This is a genomic window from Pedobacter heparinus DSM 2366, assembly GCF_000023825.1.
In the GTDB taxonomy this organism is placed as follows: domain Bacteria; phylum Bacteroidota; class Bacteroidia; order Sphingobacteriales; family Sphingobacteriaceae; genus Pedobacter; species Pedobacter heparinus.
Window position 1 is genome coordinate 1,837,356 of sequence record NC_013061.1, and the last position, 14,428, is coordinate 1,851,783.

Here is a 14,428-nt window from a genome sequence, read left to right on the forward strand (position 1 = left end):
TGCCTATTAGGCTTTTTTAACCCGATTCAAGTTAAAAACATTGAATTATTAGCTTACAAAAAGCTATTTTTGAAATGAAATGGCATATAAGTTTGTTGACAATTACAGAGAGCAGGGGGCGAGAAAAAGATTGGTGGCGCATTTGGAAGCGAGGGGCATTGCAGATAAAAAAGTGCTTAAAGCAATAGGCAAGGTGCCCCGGCATTTCTTTTTCGACGAAACCTTTTGGAACCAGGCGTACAAGGATATTGCTTTCCCGATTGGTGATGGACAGACCATCTCACAGCCATATACCGTCGCTTACCAAAGCGAACTGCTGCACATAAAAAAAGGTGATAAAGTTCTGGAAATTGGAACAGGCTCGGGCTACCAGACCTGTATATTAATGGAACTTGGTGCCAACGTATATACCATAGAACGACAGGAAAGCATATACCGGCACACCATCAGGGTACTGCCTGGCATGGGATACAATGCGCATTTCTTTTTTGGCGATGGTTCTAAAGGTATTGCAGCGCATGCACCTTATGATAAGATCATAGTAACAGCTGGGGCACCTTTTGTACCTGAAATTTTGCTAAAACAGCTTAGGATAGGCGGTATACTGGTAATTCCGGTAGGGGATGAACATTCGCAAAAAATGGTAACGGTAATCAGGGTAAACGAAACAGATTTCGAAAGGATAGAACTCGATACCTTCAGGTTTGTACCATTGGTAGGCGATCAGGCCTGGTAAACTTATATTTCGTTGTTTTAAACTTTCATGGCACGGTCCATTTCCCGTTTGGACTCCCTGTCCTTAATGCTATCCCTTTTGTCAAATTCCTTTTTACCCTGTGCCAGCGCAATCTCTATTTTCGCAAAACCCCTTTCGTTGGTAAATATCCGTAAAGGAACAATGGTATAACCTTTTTCCTCACTTTTTACCTTTAGCTTTTTCAGTTCTTTTTTATGGAGCAGAAGGGCGCGGTCGCGCTTAATTTCATGATGATGAAATGAGCTGTGGCTATATTCTGAAATGTGGAGGTTACGTACATAGAGTATGTTGCCAATGAACATGCAGAAGGCATCGGTCATATTGGCCTTACCTTGTCTGATGGCTTTTATTTCAGTACCCAAAAGGGCTAACCCGGCATTATATTTATCAATAATGTGGTAATCAAAATACGCTCTTTTGTTCTTTATCTGGATATCGTTCTTCATAACGGCCTGCTAATATCCGAATTTTATCTTACAATGAGCACAGGTATGGATACTTTATGGCGAACAGAATTGACAGTTGTTCCCAATATGAGGTCCTTTAATCCCTTATGTCCGTGTGCCCCCATTACCAGCAGTTCAAGCTTGTTTTCATTACTGATCCTGACGATGGCTTTTACGGTGCCGCCATAGCCTATATGCGGACTGGCCTGATAGCCCAGTTCGGCCAGGTTACTGCAGTATTTTTGCAGGTTTTCGGTATCACTCTGGGTCTCATAATCGAGTGCCGTATCACCGTAATACCTTGCTGCAGCAGTTTCAACTACATGGATCAGGTAATATTGGGCCTGTTTACCACCCTGAATTAGCGCATGGCGAATGGTGTTGCGGTCATTCTTAGAAAAATCAACCGTAATCCCTATCCGCCTGTAATCAATCTTTTCTACCGGTTCAATGTTAAGGGCGTGGCCATGAGGAACATTGTTGTTTTCCCGCCGGATGCGGCTCAGGATAGGATATATAAAAACATAGAGCAACAGCAGGCCAATTAACAGGCTGGCAGGAACTACCAGTACATATATGTACCATTCGCCACTTGCACCCCATGTTTTTATTTCTTCTATAACGAGTTTAACATTTAAGCTTACAATGATAAGCGAGCTGGTCCAGGCCAGTATTTTTACCCATAACTTTATGGCAAAGCCTTTCATTGTTTTTTTATCAGAAGTAAGGTGAATTAAAGGGATTACAGCGAAGCCGAGCTGCAGGCTCAATACTACCTGGCTCAGGATCAGTAAGCCGCCCAATGCATCATCTCCATACCAGAGTATAGTAAAAAAAGCAGGGATAATAGCCAGCAAACGTGTAATTAAGCGACGTAACCAGGGCTGTATACGGAGTTTAAGATGCCCCTCCATCACAATCTGTCCGGCTAGTGTTCCGGTTACTGTTGAGCTCTGTCCGGCAGCAATCAGCGCAATAGCAAAAAGGGCAGGGGCCACATTGCCAAATATATTTTGAAGCAGTTTGTAGGCATCCTGTATTTCGGCCACTTCATGCAGCCCGTTTTTGTAAAAAGCTGCAGCTGCAAGAATAAGGATAGCGGCGTTGACGAAAAATGCCAGGTTTAAAGCTACGGCAGTATCTATGAAATTAAATTTTATGGCTTCTTGGATGCCCTTTTCATCTCTTTGGAATTTGCGGGTCTGTACCAGCGAAGAGTGCAGGTACAGGTTATGAGGCATTACAGTGGCACCAATAATACCTATGGCAATATATAAAGCTTCCCCACCTAGTATAGAGGGTTCAAAACCTTTCGCTATTTCTATTATTGAAGGCTCTACAATGAACATTTCAATTAAAAAGGAAACACCAACAATGAATACCATAGAAACAATGAAGGCTTCCATTTTTCGCATGCCCTTGTTAAGGAGAAAGAGGAGCAGCACGGTATCGAAGATGGTGATGCTGATGCCCCAGATGAGGGGCAGGCCAAATAATAGGTTTAAGCCAATGGCCATCCCTATAATTTCGGCCAGGTCGCAGGCTACTATAGCTGTTTGGGCTAAACCAAACAAAGGAATGTTAACCCATTTTGGATATGCATTTCTGGAAGCCTGGGCAAGATCAAGACCTCTTACAATACCCAGACGGGCACTGAGCGATTGCAGCAATAAAGCAATAAGGTTAGACATGAGCAGCACCCAGATAAGCTGGTAACCAAATTTACTGCCGCCTGCAAGGTCTGTTGCCCAGTTGCCCGGATCCATATAACCCACACTAACCAGGTAGGCTGGGCCAATAAAAGACAATATACGCTTCCATCCAGTGCGTTTGCTGGTATCTACACTTTGATGTACTTCACTTAAGGATTGGGGATCTCTGTGTTCGGTGTGCTTAAGGTTCTTCATGTTACAGTTTGATGAGAATATGTTTGGCCACCTCCCGGCTTACACTGAGGTTTTTTCGCTCCAGTGTCAGTTCTATAGAGCCGTCAAAATCATTGATCTCGGTTATTTTAACTGCTTTTCCCAGGGTTAAACCAGATTTTTCAAGGTGTTTTAAAAATGCCGAGGAATGTTCGCTGACGCCCATAATCAGTCCTTCATCCCCCCGTTTAAGTTTATTTAGTTTAACAAATGCAACTGCATCAAACTTCCCGCTTTTATCCGGGATGGGATCACCATGCGGATCGCTTTTTGGGAAGGCTAGAAATTCATCCAGGCGCTCAATAAGCTCTGCTGAATTGATGTGTTCCAGCTCTTCTGCAATATCATGTACTTCATCCCACCTGAAATTTAGCTTCTCTACCAGGAAAACTTCCCATAACCGGTGCTTGCGGACAATGTTTATGGCAGCTGATTTGCCAGTAGGTGTAAGCTTAACACCCTGGTACTTTTTATAGTCTACCAATTCTTTATCAGCCAGTTTTTTGATCATGTCCGTAACAGACGCGGCTTTGGTCTGCATTTTTTCTGCAATGGCATTGGTCTGTACTGTTCCATCGTGGTTTTGAGACAGATGATATATGATTTTCAGGTAGTTCTCTTCGGTAAAGGATTGCATTTTTGTTTGCCTAACTAAATATTTAGACAAATCTAAAAAAATTAGAAGAAATAAACTATAAATTATTTGTTTTTTTTTAGAATAAAATTTGGTGGGTAATGTATTCTTATTCTATATTTGGGCATAATTTAAAAATAATGGCGACAGAACTAGATAAAACGGATTTTAAAATTCTTAAATTATTACAGGAAAATGGAAGGATGACAAATTTACTATTGTCTCAGGAGATCGGACTTTCTCCTGCACCTACATTAGAACGTGTAAGAAAGCTTGAAGTATCTGGTTTTATTAAAAGCTACCATGCCCTGGTTGATGAAGAAAAGCTGGGTTTGGGTATAAAAACCTTTATACAGGTACAGCTCGATTTTCATAAGAACAATACCATCCAGATTTTCCTGGATGAAGTGAACCAGATCAAAGAGATTACAGAATGCCACCACGTTACGGGACAGGCTGATTTTCTTTTAAAGGTATATGTCAATGATATTAAAGCTTATGAGCGCCTGATCATGGATAAGATCAGCAAAATCTCAGTAGTAAAAACTTTTCAAACGATGATGATCATGTCTACCACCAAGAAAGAACCCATTGTTCCTTTGGAATATTAAGACTAGGATTTTAAACGGAAAAAGGGTAAAAGGCATCGGGTCTTTTACCCTTTTTCTTCTTAAGTGATTTGCCAGTTAATGGGGCTTTGCCCCTGTTCAATAAGTTTAGCATTGGCCCTGGAAAAAGGTTTGCTATCTAAAAAACCGTTATAGGCCGAGAAGGGCGAGGGGTGTGCTGCGGCAATGATGGTATGTTTTTTCTGATCAATCAATACAGCTTTATTTTGTGCATATCTGCCCCATAAAAGGAAAACCAGGCCTGTCCTTTTTTCAGACAACTCACTGATGATCTTATCAGTAAAAATTTCCCAGCCCTTTCCCTGGTGTGAACCTGCTTCATGGGCCCTTACAGTTAAAGTTGCGTTTAAGAGTAAAACACCTTCATCAGCCCATTGGGTTAGGTTACCGTGATTGGGAATGCTGAAACCAGGAATATCGGCAGACAGTTCCTTATAAATATTTTTCAGGGAGGGGGGGACGGTAATCCCTTTCTGCACAGAAAAAGACAAACCATGGGCCTGGCCGGTCCCATGATAGGGATCTTGACCCAGAATAACTACTTTTACCTTATCAAAAGGGGTGTGGTTAAGGGCATTAAATATATCAGCACCCTTAGGGTATACCTTATATCCCTTTTGTTTTTCTTCCAGTAAAAAAGCTTTAAGCGATTTCATATAGGGTTTTTCGAACTCATCTTTAAGTACTTTTAACCAGCTTTCTTCTATTGCTACAGACATCTGTTTTTTGAGGTTTATACAAAACCAGCCTTTACTTTTTTTGTGCTGGCCATGAATTGAACTGTCGATTCTTTTTTTGTTGAAATTATAAATTAAATCTAATTTTTGGTATTTAAACACGATATTTGCAAAAAAAATATAATAGAATATGCCAAATGTAGTTCGTCTTATTTTAAGTTTTGCAGTGCTGGGAGGTTCGATAACCCTTATGGTCTTTGGTTTCTGGGGATGGGGGATTTTGGCCCTTTTTATAAGTATACTGATTATCGTTACCTATTTCTTTAACGAGAATATGTTATTGGCCCAATGGTTCTTAAGAAAGGACAACATGGCCAAAGCAGAGGTTTACCTGAAAAAGATCACCAATTATGAAAAACAGCTGATCAGGGTGCAACATGGTTATTATAACCTGTTGGTAGGTTTAATTGAATCAAGAAAGGCGCCTATGCAGTCAGAAAAATATTTTAAAAAATCACTTTCTTTAGGAATGCACATGGATCATAATATTGCCCTGGCCAAATTGAGCCTTGCAGGAATAGCCATGGCCAAACGGAACAAACGCGAAGCGCAAATGTATCTGACTGAAGCAAAGAAAGCAGATAAGAACAAATTGCTGGCCGATCAGATCAAACAAATGAAAGACCAACTGGGAATGCTGGATAAACAACAGCAGGTAAGATACAGATAAGCCAAAGCCACATGAAAATGTGGCTTTTTTATTTTTCGCTTAACCTGTCGAAATTTTCGTGTGCTTCTGCGTATGAAGTCCTGCTGATGATGTCATCTTCCAAGTAATCTTTGCTTTTGCTGAAGAACAATTGTTCCGACTGTATTCTGGTGATGAGCTGACGGATGAGTGTCAGGTCAAAGGCTTCTTTGCTCAGTTTTATACAGTATTCTTTTTCGGTAATTTCCAGACTTGAACTGTTCATAATCATTGTCATTTAAATATGTATAAAAATAAAAAAGGCCTGCCACAATTTTTGTAGCAGGCCTTTAAGCTTTTGTTACCTTTATGTTAAGCAAACCAGGCTGTAACCTCTTCTTTTGAAGGCATGGCCAGCTCCAATTTAAGTTTTTTACGCATACCCCCCAGATCGTTAAAAACCTTATTTGGATTTGCTGCTTTTAATTCCTCTATGGTGTTGATGCCCATTTTGCGGACTGCCTGTACCCATTCAGCAGGTACACCGGCATTTACAAAATCCTCATCAGTTGTTATTTTGACTTTCTTTTCCGGCCTCATCTGCGGAAAAAACAATACTTCCTGTATGGTCGATTGATCGGTCATCAGCATTACCAGACGATCTATACCAATACCCAGACCCGATGTAGGTGGCATGCCATATTCCAGGGCACGGATAAAATCATCGTCCATCGCCATCGCCTCATCATCACCTCTTGCAGCAAGTTTTAACTGGTCTTCAAAGCGTTCCCGCTGATCAATAGGGTCATTCAGCTCAGAGTAAGCATTGGCAATTTCTTTACCCATCACAAATAATTCAAAACGTTCTACCAGTCCTTCCTTGCTTCTGTGTTTTTTAGCCAGAGGTGTCATTTCCAACGGATAATCGGTAATGTAAGTCGGCTGGATCAGGTTCGCCTCTACTTTTTCGCTGAACAGTTCATCAATCAGCTTGCCCCTGCCCATAGAATTATCAATTTCTATGCCCAGGCTTTTGCAAACCGTTTTGATCTCTTCTTCTGTCATAACTGAAACATCTATACCTGTATATTTCTGGATAGACTCGTACATGGTCAGTTTTTCGTATGGGCCTTCAAAGTTGATCTCATAATCCCCAACTTTTACTACAGGTTTTCCATGGATCGCCAGAGCTACTTTCTCCAGGCATTCTTCTACCATGGCCATCATCCAGATGTAGTCTTTATAAGCTACATAAATCTCCATAGAGGTAAATTCAGGATTATGGGTACGGTCCATCCCTTCGTTTCTGAACATTTTACCAAACTCATAAACGCCGTCAAAACCTGCTACAATCAGTCTTTTCAGGTAAAGTTCATTGGCAATACGCAGGTACAATGGCATATCCAGCGTATTGTGGTGTGTAGCAAATGGACGGGCTGCAGCACCACCATGAATGGGTTGCAGAATAGGTGTTTCCACTTCCATCCAGCCCTGATTATCAAAATATCCACGCATGGTATTGATCACCTTGGAACGGTTGATAAAAATCTGTTTAAAGCCCGGATTTACCGTAAGGTCTACATAACGCTGCCTGTAACGCATTTCAGGATCAGTAAAACCATCATAAATATTTCCTTCCTCGTCACGTTTAACAATAGGCAATGGTTTTAAAGACTTGGAAAGCAAAGTAAGTGCTGTTACATGAACAGAGATCTCACCCGTTTGTGTGGTAAAAACATAACCTTTTATACCAATAAAATCACCAAGGTCCAGCAATTTCTTAAATACGGTATTGTATAAAGTTTTGTCTTCATCCGGACACAGGTCATCTCTTTTCAGATAAACCTGTATTCTTCCGGTTGAGTCCTGTAATTCCACAAAAGAAGCACTTCCCATAATTCTGCGGCTCATGATGCGGCCCGCCATGCTGATGTTCTTATAAGCAGTTTTATCCCGTTCGTAATTCGCTAAAATATCTGCTGCATGGGCATTGATCTCAAATGCTTCGGCAGGATAGGGATTGATACCCAGTTCACGTAATTGTGTTAGCGAATTACGGCGCAATACTTCTAATTCTGATAGTCCTGTACTCATATATTTTTGGTATCCGGCAGCTAAACCGGATAGCTTATTGATGTATTAATTTAATAATTAGGCAAAAATAGGGATTTACCTTAGTTCTTTTATGACTATAGGTATTAAAAATGCAATTAGTTTGTATGGTTTAATCTGTATCAACAGCCTCCGCATACATCTCATTGATGGTTTCTGCATATTTTGCTTCAATAACCCTCCGCTTAGCCTTTAAAGTTGGCGTAATTTCGCCTTCTTCAATGCTGAAAGGATTACGTTTTACCTTAAAATTTTTGATGCGCTCAAATTTGGCCAGTTCATTAGACAGCTTCTTCAGGTCCTGACCAATCCAGTCTGTAATTTCCTTTTCAGCGATAAATATTTCTGGTTTTTCAAAGAAAGATTCCGGCAGATTAAAGTTTTCCTGCAGGTTCTCCTTGTTTGGGATCACTATGGCAGTAAGGTATTCACGTTTATCGCCAATCAGAAAAATCTGGTCTATTTTAAGGCTTTTCAGATAAATGTTTTCTACTGGTGTAGGATAAACATTTTTACCGTAGGCATTTACGATCATATTTTTAAGACGATCGGTGATTTGCAGGTTACCCCGGTAAAAGCGGCCAATATCACCCGTATGGAACCAGTTGTCCTTATCTATCACCTCCGCAGTTTCGGCAGGTTTGTTAAAATAACCTTGCATCACACAATGGCCCCTTACAATGATTTCTCCCTCAGCACATTCAAAGTCTTCCATAAAGGTGTCATGGGTCTGTATACTGATCATTTGTCTGGTTTCTATATCCTGTATGCCCACCTCAATGCCAGGTATAATCCGGCCTACAGTCCCATAAACCTGTCTGTGGTATTCAGTAACAGCCATTACGGGCGAAGTTTCGGTCAGGCCAAAGCCTTCCAGTATTTTAATACCCAGGTTTCCAAAAAATTCACCCACATTCTTTGGTAAAGCAGCGCCACCCGAGATCATGAATTTTAACCTTCCCCCTGTTTTTTCTTTGATCTTGCTGAATACCAGTTTTTCGGCAAGGGTCTTTTTTGCACGCATCACCATTCCGGGTGTTTTACCTGCTTCTTTGATCTTTCGGTAATCCTGACCAACTTCCAGTGCCCAAAGAAATATTTTAGACTTTAATCCCCCGCCCGCAGTGCCACTCTTAAGGGCTTTGTCGTGGATTTTTTCCAACAGCCTGGGTACACAGCTCATTACAGTGGGCTTAATTTCAGCCATGTTTTTGGCCAGTAGTTCCAGGCTCTGTGCATAAGCGATCCTGCAACCCTGTGCACAGCAAACATGATAGGTTGCGGTCCGTTCAAAAACATGCGAAAGGGGCAGGAAAGAAAGGAATGTTTCCGTTTCGTCTATCACCGGGATTTGCTGTAAACATACTTTTACATTCTCTACAAAATTACTATGTGAAAGCATAACACCCTTAGGCGTACCGGTAGTACCCGAGGTATAAATGAGCGATGAAATATCAGCTGGTAGTATGGTGTTACGAATCCTGCCGATTTCCGTCAGCCGGGCAGGTTTTAGCTTTCCTGTTTCAGCCAGAACCTCATCAAAGGGAATGATCTGCACCTTCAGCTCTTCAGGGATGCTAACTTTCTGATATTCGGTAAAAGCAGGGACAATGTATTCCAGGTTGCGGCAGTTGGCCGCTATCTTTAATATTTTTTTATATAGAAAGGTGTTGCCGATCAGAATGGCCCGCATGCCCGAATCGTTCACAATATATGCTACTTCCTGCTCAGATAGGGTAGGATAAATAGATACATTGATGGCGCCAATTTGCTGTATGCCCTGGTCATAGTATACGTATTCGGGTGAGTTTTCTATCATCAGTCCCATCCTGTCACCTTTAACAATGCCTTTCTCCATAAAAAAAGCAGCTACGGCATCTGCACAATTAAGTGTATGCCCATAAGATACCTCTTCCCAAACCCCATTCCTTTTGTGGATCAGAAAGGTCTCTTCCGGGTTATGGATATTGGCGACAACATTACGCAATAAATTGGGTATGGTAGAATGCTCGTTAAATAGTTCCATGACATGTTGGTTATCTATAAAAATAGGCCGGTACAGATGTAACTGTACCGGCCTATGCAAATATAACAATTGTATTTAAACAGAAAAACTCTCGCCACAACCGCATGAGCGGCTTGCATTCGGGTTATTGAAATTAAAACCCTTCCCATTTAAACCATCAGAAAAATCGAGTTCAGTCCCTGCCAGGTAAAGGAAGGACTTCATGTCTAGTGCTATCCTGATTCCCTTATCTTCAAAAAACTGATCTCCTGCTTTCTCTTCATCGTCAAAGTCCAGGTTGTATGATAATCCTGAACATCCTCCCCCTTTAACAGATACCCGCAAAAAATAGGTCGTATCCATCTGCGACTCTTCCATTAACTGGTCGATTTTGCTTTTTGCTTTTTCAGTGATTGTGATCATTTTATATTAATATTTTGATTTCACAATGGTATAGCTCAAAAGATGTACCAGATTAAAATCGGTCAAATATTGATTAATGATGAGATTTGGCCAGTTCAAATGGCTCCATACCATTTTTAACACGGTAATCATTGATTGCCGATTTGATAGCATCTTCTGCCAAAACCGAGCAATGTATTTTTACCGGTGGTAAAGCCAGCTCTTCAACAATGTCCATATTGTCTATTGTTAAAGCCTCATCAATGCTTTTACCTTTTAACCATTCAGTCGCCAGAGAAGAAGAAGCGATCGCAGAACCACAGCCAAATGTTTTGAATTTAGCATCTGTAATTACATTGTTTTCATCCACTTCAATCTGTAAACGCATCACATCGCCACACTCAGGTGCACCAACAAGGCCCGTACCAACTGATTTACTATCTTTATTTAAAGTACCAACGTTTCTGGGGTTGGTATAATGTTCTATAACTTTTTCTGAATATGCCATCTTTACTTGTTTTTGATTTTAAAAATTAATGTTCTGCCCACTCAATTTTACTTAAATCCACACCATCTTTAAACATTTCCCAAAGCGGAGAAAGGTCCCTTAAGTGGTTTACTGCTTTTTTAGTATTTTCTATTGCATAATCCACTTCTTCTTCAGTCGTAAAACGGCCCAATCCATAACGGATAGAAGAGTGTGCCAGATCGTCAGACAAGCCCAGGCTCTTTAATACGTAAGAAGGCTCCAGGGAAGCAGATGTACAGGCTGAGCCTGATGATACAGCTAAATCTTTCATGGCCATCATTAAACCTTCACCTTCTACATATTTAAAAGAGATGTTGGCTACATGAGGTAAGCGGTGTTCCGTATTTCCGTTTACATAACTTTCTTCCAGCTCAGTAAGTGCATTTTCCAGTTTGTCCCTTAAGGCCGATAAACGTTTGGCTTCCTCATCCATTTCCAAACGGCACAGTTCACAGGCTTTACCCAAACCAACAATGCCAGGTACATTTAAGGTGCCGGAACGCATGCCGCGCTCATGGCCGCCACCGTCCATTTGTGCAGTTACTTTAACCCTTGGATTTTTACGGCGTACATACAATACCCCAACACCCTTAGGTCCGTACATTTTATGAGCAGAAAAAGCCATCAGGTCAATCCCGTCAGCATTTACATCTACAGGGATTTTGCCTACAGCCTGTGTAGCATCGGTCATAAACAACGCGCCAAATTTATGGGCAATGGCAGAAATTTCTTTAATTGGCTGGATTACACCGATCTCATTGTTTCCATACATAATGGTAACCAGGATTGTTTGCTCCGTCATTGCAGCTTCAAGCTCCTGAAGGTCAATTAATCCGTCCTCTTTCACTTTTAGATAGGTAACCTTCGCACCCAGTTTTTCCAGGTGTTTACAAGTATCCAACACAGCTTTATGTTCTGTAGTAGCTGTAATGATATGGTTACCCTTTTCCTGGTACATTTCAAATACGCCTTTAATGCCCAGATTGTCAGCCTCCGTAGCTCCTGAAGTGAAAATAATCTCTTTTTCAGTGCAACCAATCAGTTTGGCAACTTGTTCACGTGCGTAATCAACACCTTCTTCGGCAACCCATCCAAATGCATGGTTACGGCTTGCAGCATTGCCAAATTTATTGGTGAAATAGGGCAGCATTGCTTCCAATACCCTCGGATCAAGAGGAGTAGTTGCGTTATTATCTAAGTAAATAGGAAGTTCCATTATATATATTTGTTCTTATTAATATACAAAGATACAAAAAAAGATTGCCAACAATTATAAATAATACCTATGACGGTATAGTTAAAACATGCATTTTTACATTCTTTTAACGTTTGGGTAGATATGAATAAAATCGAACATATAGGCATTGCAGTTAAAAATATGGACATTTCCTGTAGCCTTTACGAACAATTGTTGGGTGCGGCCTGCTATAAAAAGGAACTGGTAGCCTCAGAAGGGGTAAATACTGCCTTTTTTAAAACCGGCCAGAATAAGATAGAACTGCTCAGTGCAACTGTTGCAGATAGTCCCATTGCTAAATTCCTTGAAAGAAAGGGAGAGGGGATCCACCACATCGCATTTGATGTGGAAGATATTGTGGTCGAGATGGACAGGTTAAAGGCAGCCGGATTTGTACTGTTAAATGAACAGCCAAAAAGAGGGGCCGACAATAAGCTGGTTTGTTTTGTGCATCCAAAAGGCACAAATGGGGTGCTTGTAGAACTGTGTCAGGAAATTAAAGCTTAACCCATGGAAAATTTTAATTCACTCAGCCTCATCATCGCTAAAGACTTTGAAGTAGAAGAGCTGGGTACTGAAACTATGCTCCGCGCCCGCCTCATCGAAGCTTTTGCCTATCTGCTGGACCACAACATTTCCAAAATGATGAATATCCTTTATCGTGCTGATGTGAACGAAGAGAAGCTAAAAACACTGCTGATCAGTAACTCGGACCTGCCCTCTGCCGAGGTCATTGCCGATGCCTACATCAGCAGGCAAAAGGAGAAGATCGAGACCCGGAAAAAGTATAGCAGATAATTTTTCCACACATACTTGCGATTAAAAAATAAAATGCTGATATTTGCATCCTTAAAAATAAGCGACAAATAAGTATATAATCATATGAAAAAAGATCTGCATCCTTCAAGCTATAGATTTGTAGTATTTAAAGACATGTCAAACGACTATGCTTTTTTAACAAAATCTTGTGTAGATACTAAAGAAACTATCAAATGGGAAGATGGCAACGAGTATCCTCTATATAAATTAGAGATTTCACACACTTCTCACCCTTTTTATACTGGTAAAATGAAATTGGTAGATACTGCTGGTCGTATCGATAAATTCAAAACACGTTACGCTAAGAAGTAATTATACACAAATAGAAAATTATTTAAAGTCCCGGTGCTGTTGCTTCGGGACTTTTTTTATTTTTGTAGCTTATGATGATCAATTTATTTGATGATAATGCCTGGTTATCCCTGCGTCCATTATCTTTTACCAGACCAGTTGCAGATCTTCGTGTAGGAATCCTCACGATTGCTGAAAAGTGGAAGAAACATCTGAATGTAGCATCTGGCTTCATTACCGCCGAACACCTGGCCGTTAAATATCCTCCGCTTAATGGAGTCCAGCTCTATATCAATGGCTCAATTTGTCCTGATGAGGCACTGCTGGAAGCGATCTCAGCACTGCAAACCGGTGAGGCCTTAAAAAAAGAGGGTATTTTAATTGCCTGTAAAATTGATGCCGGTACAGCTTTTATACCTGATATCGACGCGCAGTTGGAAATCAAAATATATCAGGGAAAATTTATCAGGATCTCTTTACCCGAAGATATATTCAGGAATAATGATGCTGAACTGAAAAAAGACTTTGCTTTACTGACCCAGGGGCGGGCTTCAGCTAAACTGAGCAGTACAAATGTTTTTTTAGGTGATGAATTTTTTGCAGAAGAGGGGGCACAAGCCGAATGTTCTACTTTTAACAGCCTGAACGGGCCCATTTATATAGGAGAGAATTCGCAAGTGTGGGAAGGCTGTCACATTCGCGGATCTTTTGCACTTTGCAACAATTCGCAGGTAAAAATGGGAGCTAAAATCTACGGACAAACTACCATAGGCCCCTATAGTCGGGTAGGTGGCGAAATTAACAATGCCATCATCTGGGGCTATTCTTCCAAAGGACATGAAGGCTACCTGGGTAATGCTGTACTGGGGCAATGGTGTAACATTGGTGCCGACAGTAACAATTCTAACTTAAAGAACAACTATGCTGAGGTTAGGTTATGGGAGTATGCAACAGAAAGTTTCCGTAATACCGGTTTACAATTTTGCGGACTGATCATGGCCGATCATGCCAAATGCGGCATCAATACGATGTTTAATACCGGAACAGTTGCCGGTGTGAGTGCCAATATCTTTGGCTCCGGCTTTCCCAGAAACTTTATTCCCGATTTCGCCTGGGGTGGGGCACATGGATTTGATGTGTATAGCCTGAATAAAATGTTTGAAACATCAGAGAAAGTATACGAACGTAGAGATATCTCGTTTGACCAGACAGAGCAGGATATTTTATCTGCTGTTTTTGAAATGACCAAAAGCTACAGGCACTTTTAATTGTCCCTG

At 40.9% G+C, this 14,428-nt stretch carries 17 protein-coding genes; 7 read left to right on the forward strand and 10 right to left on the reverse strand.

What is annotated here, in order from left to right; genetic code table 11:
• Window positions 1–79: 79 nt before the first annotated feature.
• Window positions 80–736 (forward strand): protein-L-isoaspartate(D-aspartate) O-methyltransferase, encoded by a 657-nt coding sequence (locus PHEP_RS07760; protein ID WP_015807379.1) that lies wholly within the window; start codon window positions 80–82, stop codon window positions 734–736.
• A 17-nt stretch (window positions 737–753) separates the two neighbouring features.
• On the opposite strand, the gene smpB is transcribed toward PHEP_RS07760, so the two are convergent.
• Genes smpB through PHEP_RS07775 form a run of 3 tightly spaced genes read right to left on the reverse strand, consistent with a single transcriptional unit; the run spans window position 754 to window position 3,765 of the window.
• Window positions 754–1,203, reverse strand: coding sequence for an SsrA-binding protein SmpB (gene smpB / locus PHEP_RS07765; RefSeq protein WP_015807380.1), 450 nt, complete (start codon window positions 1,201–1,203; stop codon window positions 754–756).
• Between the two features lie 23 nt (window positions 1,204–1,226).
• Window positions 1,227–3,110, reverse strand: a complete 1,884-nt coding sequence (locus tag PHEP_RS07770) for an Nramp family divalent metal transporter (RefSeq protein ID WP_015807381.1) — start codon at window positions 3,108–3,110, stop codon at window positions 1,227–1,229.
• A gap of 1 nt (window position 3,111) precedes the next feature.
• Window positions 3,112–3,765, reverse strand: coding sequence for a metal-dependent transcriptional regulator (locus PHEP_RS07775; protein ID WP_015807382.1), 654 nt, complete (start codon window positions 3,763–3,765; stop codon window positions 3,112–3,114).
• A 137-nt stretch (window positions 3,766–3,902) separates the two neighbouring features.
• Here PHEP_RS07775 and PHEP_RS07780 point away from each other — a divergent pair, with 137 nt between their 5' ends.
• Complete coding sequence (locus PHEP_RS07780) at window positions 3,903–4,373, forward strand: Lrp/AsnC family transcriptional regulator (protein ID WP_015807383.1); 471 nt, start codon at window positions 3,903–3,905, stop codon at window positions 4,371–4,373.
• A 59-nt stretch (window positions 4,374–4,432) separates the two neighbouring features.
• Here the strand turns inward: PHEP_RS07780 and ung are convergent, their stop codons facing one another.
• Window positions 4,433–5,110 (reverse strand): uracil-DNA glycosylase, encoded by a 678-nt coding sequence (ung, locus tag PHEP_RS07785; RefSeq protein WP_015807384.1) that lies wholly within the window; start codon window positions 5,108–5,110, stop codon window positions 4,433–4,435.
• A gap of 148 nt (window positions 5,111–5,258) precedes the next feature.
• On the opposite strand from ung, the gene PHEP_RS07790 reads away from it, so the two are divergent.
• Window positions 5,259–5,798 carry a hypothetical protein gene (locus PHEP_RS07790; protein ID WP_015807385.1) on the forward strand — a complete coding sequence of 180 codons (540 nt, stop codon included), beginning with the start codon at window positions 5,259–5,261 and terminating at the stop codon, window positions 5,796–5,798.
• A gap of 28 nt (window positions 5,799–5,826) precedes the next feature.
• On the opposite strand, the gene PHEP_RS07795 is transcribed toward PHEP_RS07790, so the two are convergent.
• The 6 genes from PHEP_RS07795 to PHEP_RS07820 all read right to left on the reverse strand — a co-directional run bounded on the left by PHEP_RS07795 (window position 5,827) and on the right by PHEP_RS07820 (window position 12,020).
• Window positions 5,827–6,042, reverse strand: coding sequence for a hypothetical protein (locus tag PHEP_RS07795; protein ID WP_036674318.1), 216 nt, complete (start codon window positions 6,040–6,042; stop codon window positions 5,827–5,829).
• 86 nt (window positions 6,043–6,128) lie between these two features.
• Window positions 6,129–7,850, reverse strand: a complete 1,722-nt coding sequence (gene lysS / locus PHEP_RS07800) for a lysine--tRNA ligase (protein ID WP_015807387.1) — start codon at window positions 7,848–7,850, stop codon at window positions 6,129–6,131.
• Window positions 7,851–7,980: 130 nt separating this feature from the next.
• A complete protein-coding gene (locus tag PHEP_RS07805) occupies window positions 7,981–9,894 on the reverse strand; it encodes an AMP-dependent synthetase/ligase (RefSeq protein WP_015807388.1) in 1,914 nt (637 codons plus the stop codon).
• Between the two features lie 75 nt (window positions 9,895–9,969).
• Complete coding sequence (locus PHEP_RS07810; protein ID WP_015807389.1) at window positions 9,970–10,296, reverse strand: HesB/IscA family protein; 327 nt, start codon at window positions 10,294–10,296, stop codon at window positions 9,970–9,972.
• Window positions 10,297–10,369: 73 nt separating this feature from the next.
• Window positions 10,370–10,783: a Fe-S cluster assembly scaffold IscU gene (gene iscU, locus PHEP_RS07815; protein ID WP_015807390.1), complete on the reverse strand. Its 414-nt coding sequence runs from the start codon at window positions 10,781–10,783 to the stop codon at window positions 10,370–10,372.
• A gap of 25 nt (window positions 10,784–10,808) precedes the next feature.
• Entirely contained in the window at window positions 10,809–12,020 is a 1,212-nt protein-coding gene (locus PHEP_RS07820; protein WP_015807391.1) for an IscS subfamily cysteine desulfurase, read from the reverse strand.
• Window positions 12,021–12,143: 123 nt separating this feature from the next.
• Here PHEP_RS07820 and mce point away from each other — a divergent pair, with 123 nt between their 5' ends.
• From mce to PHEP_RS07840, 4 genes are all read left to right on the forward strand, one after another.
• Entirely contained in the window at window positions 12,144–12,548 is a 405-nt protein-coding gene (mce, locus tag PHEP_RS07825; protein ID WP_015807392.1) for a methylmalonyl-CoA epimerase, read from the forward strand.
• Window positions 12,549–12,551: 3 nt separating this feature from the next.
• A complete protein-coding gene (locus PHEP_RS07830; RefSeq protein ID WP_015807393.1) occupies window positions 12,552–12,839 on the forward strand; it encodes a hypothetical protein in 288 nt (95 codons plus the stop codon).
• A gap of 84 nt (window positions 12,840–12,923) precedes the next feature.
• Window positions 12,924–13,172, forward strand: coding sequence for a type B 50S ribosomal protein L31 (locus PHEP_RS07835; RefSeq protein WP_015807394.1), 249 nt, complete (start codon window positions 12,924–12,926; stop codon window positions 13,170–13,172).
• 71 nt (window positions 13,173–13,243) lie between these two features.
• Window positions 13,244–14,419 carry a putative sugar nucleotidyl transferase gene (locus tag PHEP_RS07840; protein ID WP_015807395.1) on the forward strand — a complete coding sequence of 392 codons (1,176 nt, stop codon included), beginning with the start codon at window positions 13,244–13,246 and terminating at the stop codon, window positions 14,417–14,419.
• Window positions 14,420–14,428 lie beyond the last annotated feature (9 nt).

Bases quoted from the DNA above. Each gene is read 5' to 3' on its own strand.
- PHEP_RS07760 (WP_015807379.1), top strand. From the start codon at position 80: ATGGCATATAAGTTTGTTGACAATTACAGAGAGCAGGGGGCGAGAAAA.
- smpB (WP_015807380.1), bottom strand. From the start codon at position 1,203: ATGAAGAACGATATCCAGATAAAGAACAAAAGAGCGTATTTTGATTAC.
- PHEP_RS07770 (WP_015807381.1), bottom strand. From the start codon at position 3,110: ATGAAGAACCTTAAGCACACCGAACACAGAGATCCCCAATCCTTAAGT.
- PHEP_RS07775 (WP_015807382.1), bottom strand. From the start codon at position 3,765: ATGCAATCCTTTACCGAAGAGAACTACCTGAAAATCATATATCATCTG.
- PHEP_RS07780 (WP_015807383.1), top strand. From the start codon at position 3,903: ATGGCGACAGAACTAGATAAAACGGATTTTAAAATTCTTAAATTATTA.
- ung (WP_015807384.1), bottom strand. From the start codon at position 5,110: ATGTCTGTAGCAATAGAAGAAAGCTGGTTAAAAGTACTTAAAGATGAG.
- PHEP_RS07790 (WP_015807385.1), top strand. From the start codon at position 5,259: ATGCCAAATGTAGTTCGTCTTATTTTAAGTTTTGCAGTGCTGGGAGGT.
- PHEP_RS07795 (WP_036674318.1), bottom strand. From the start codon at position 6,042: ATGAACAGTTCAAGTCTGGAAATTACCGAAAAAGAATACTGTATAAAA.
- lysS (WP_015807387.1), bottom strand. From the start codon at position 7,850: ATGAGTACAGGACTATCAGAATTAGAAGTATTGCGCCGTAATTCGCTA.
- PHEP_RS07805 (WP_015807388.1), bottom strand. From the start codon at position 9,894: ATGGAACTATTTAACGAGCATTCTACCATACCCAATTTATTGCGTAAT.
- PHEP_RS07810 (WP_015807389.1), bottom strand. From the start codon at position 10,296: ATGATCACAATCACTGAAAAAGCAAAAAGCAAAATCGACCAGTTAATG.
- iscU (WP_015807390.1), bottom strand. From the start codon at position 10,783: ATGGCATATTCAGAAAAAGTTATAGAACATTATACCAACCCCAGAAAC.
- PHEP_RS07820 (WP_015807391.1), bottom strand. From the start codon at position 12,020: ATGGAACTTCCTATTTACTTAGATAATAACGCAACTACTCCTCTTGAT.
- mce (WP_015807392.1), top strand. From the start codon at position 12,144: ATGAATAAAATCGAACATATAGGCATTGCAGTTAAAAATATGGACATT.
- PHEP_RS07830 (WP_015807393.1), top strand. From the start codon at position 12,552: ATGGAAAATTTTAATTCACTCAGCCTCATCATCGCTAAAGACTTTGAA.
- PHEP_RS07835 (WP_015807394.1), top strand. From the start codon at position 12,924: ATGAAAAAAGATCTGCATCCTTCAAGCTATAGATTTGTAGTATTTAAA.
- PHEP_RS07840 (WP_015807395.1), top strand. From the start codon at position 13,244: ATGATGATCAATTTATTTGATGATAATGCCTGGTTATCCCTGCGTCCA.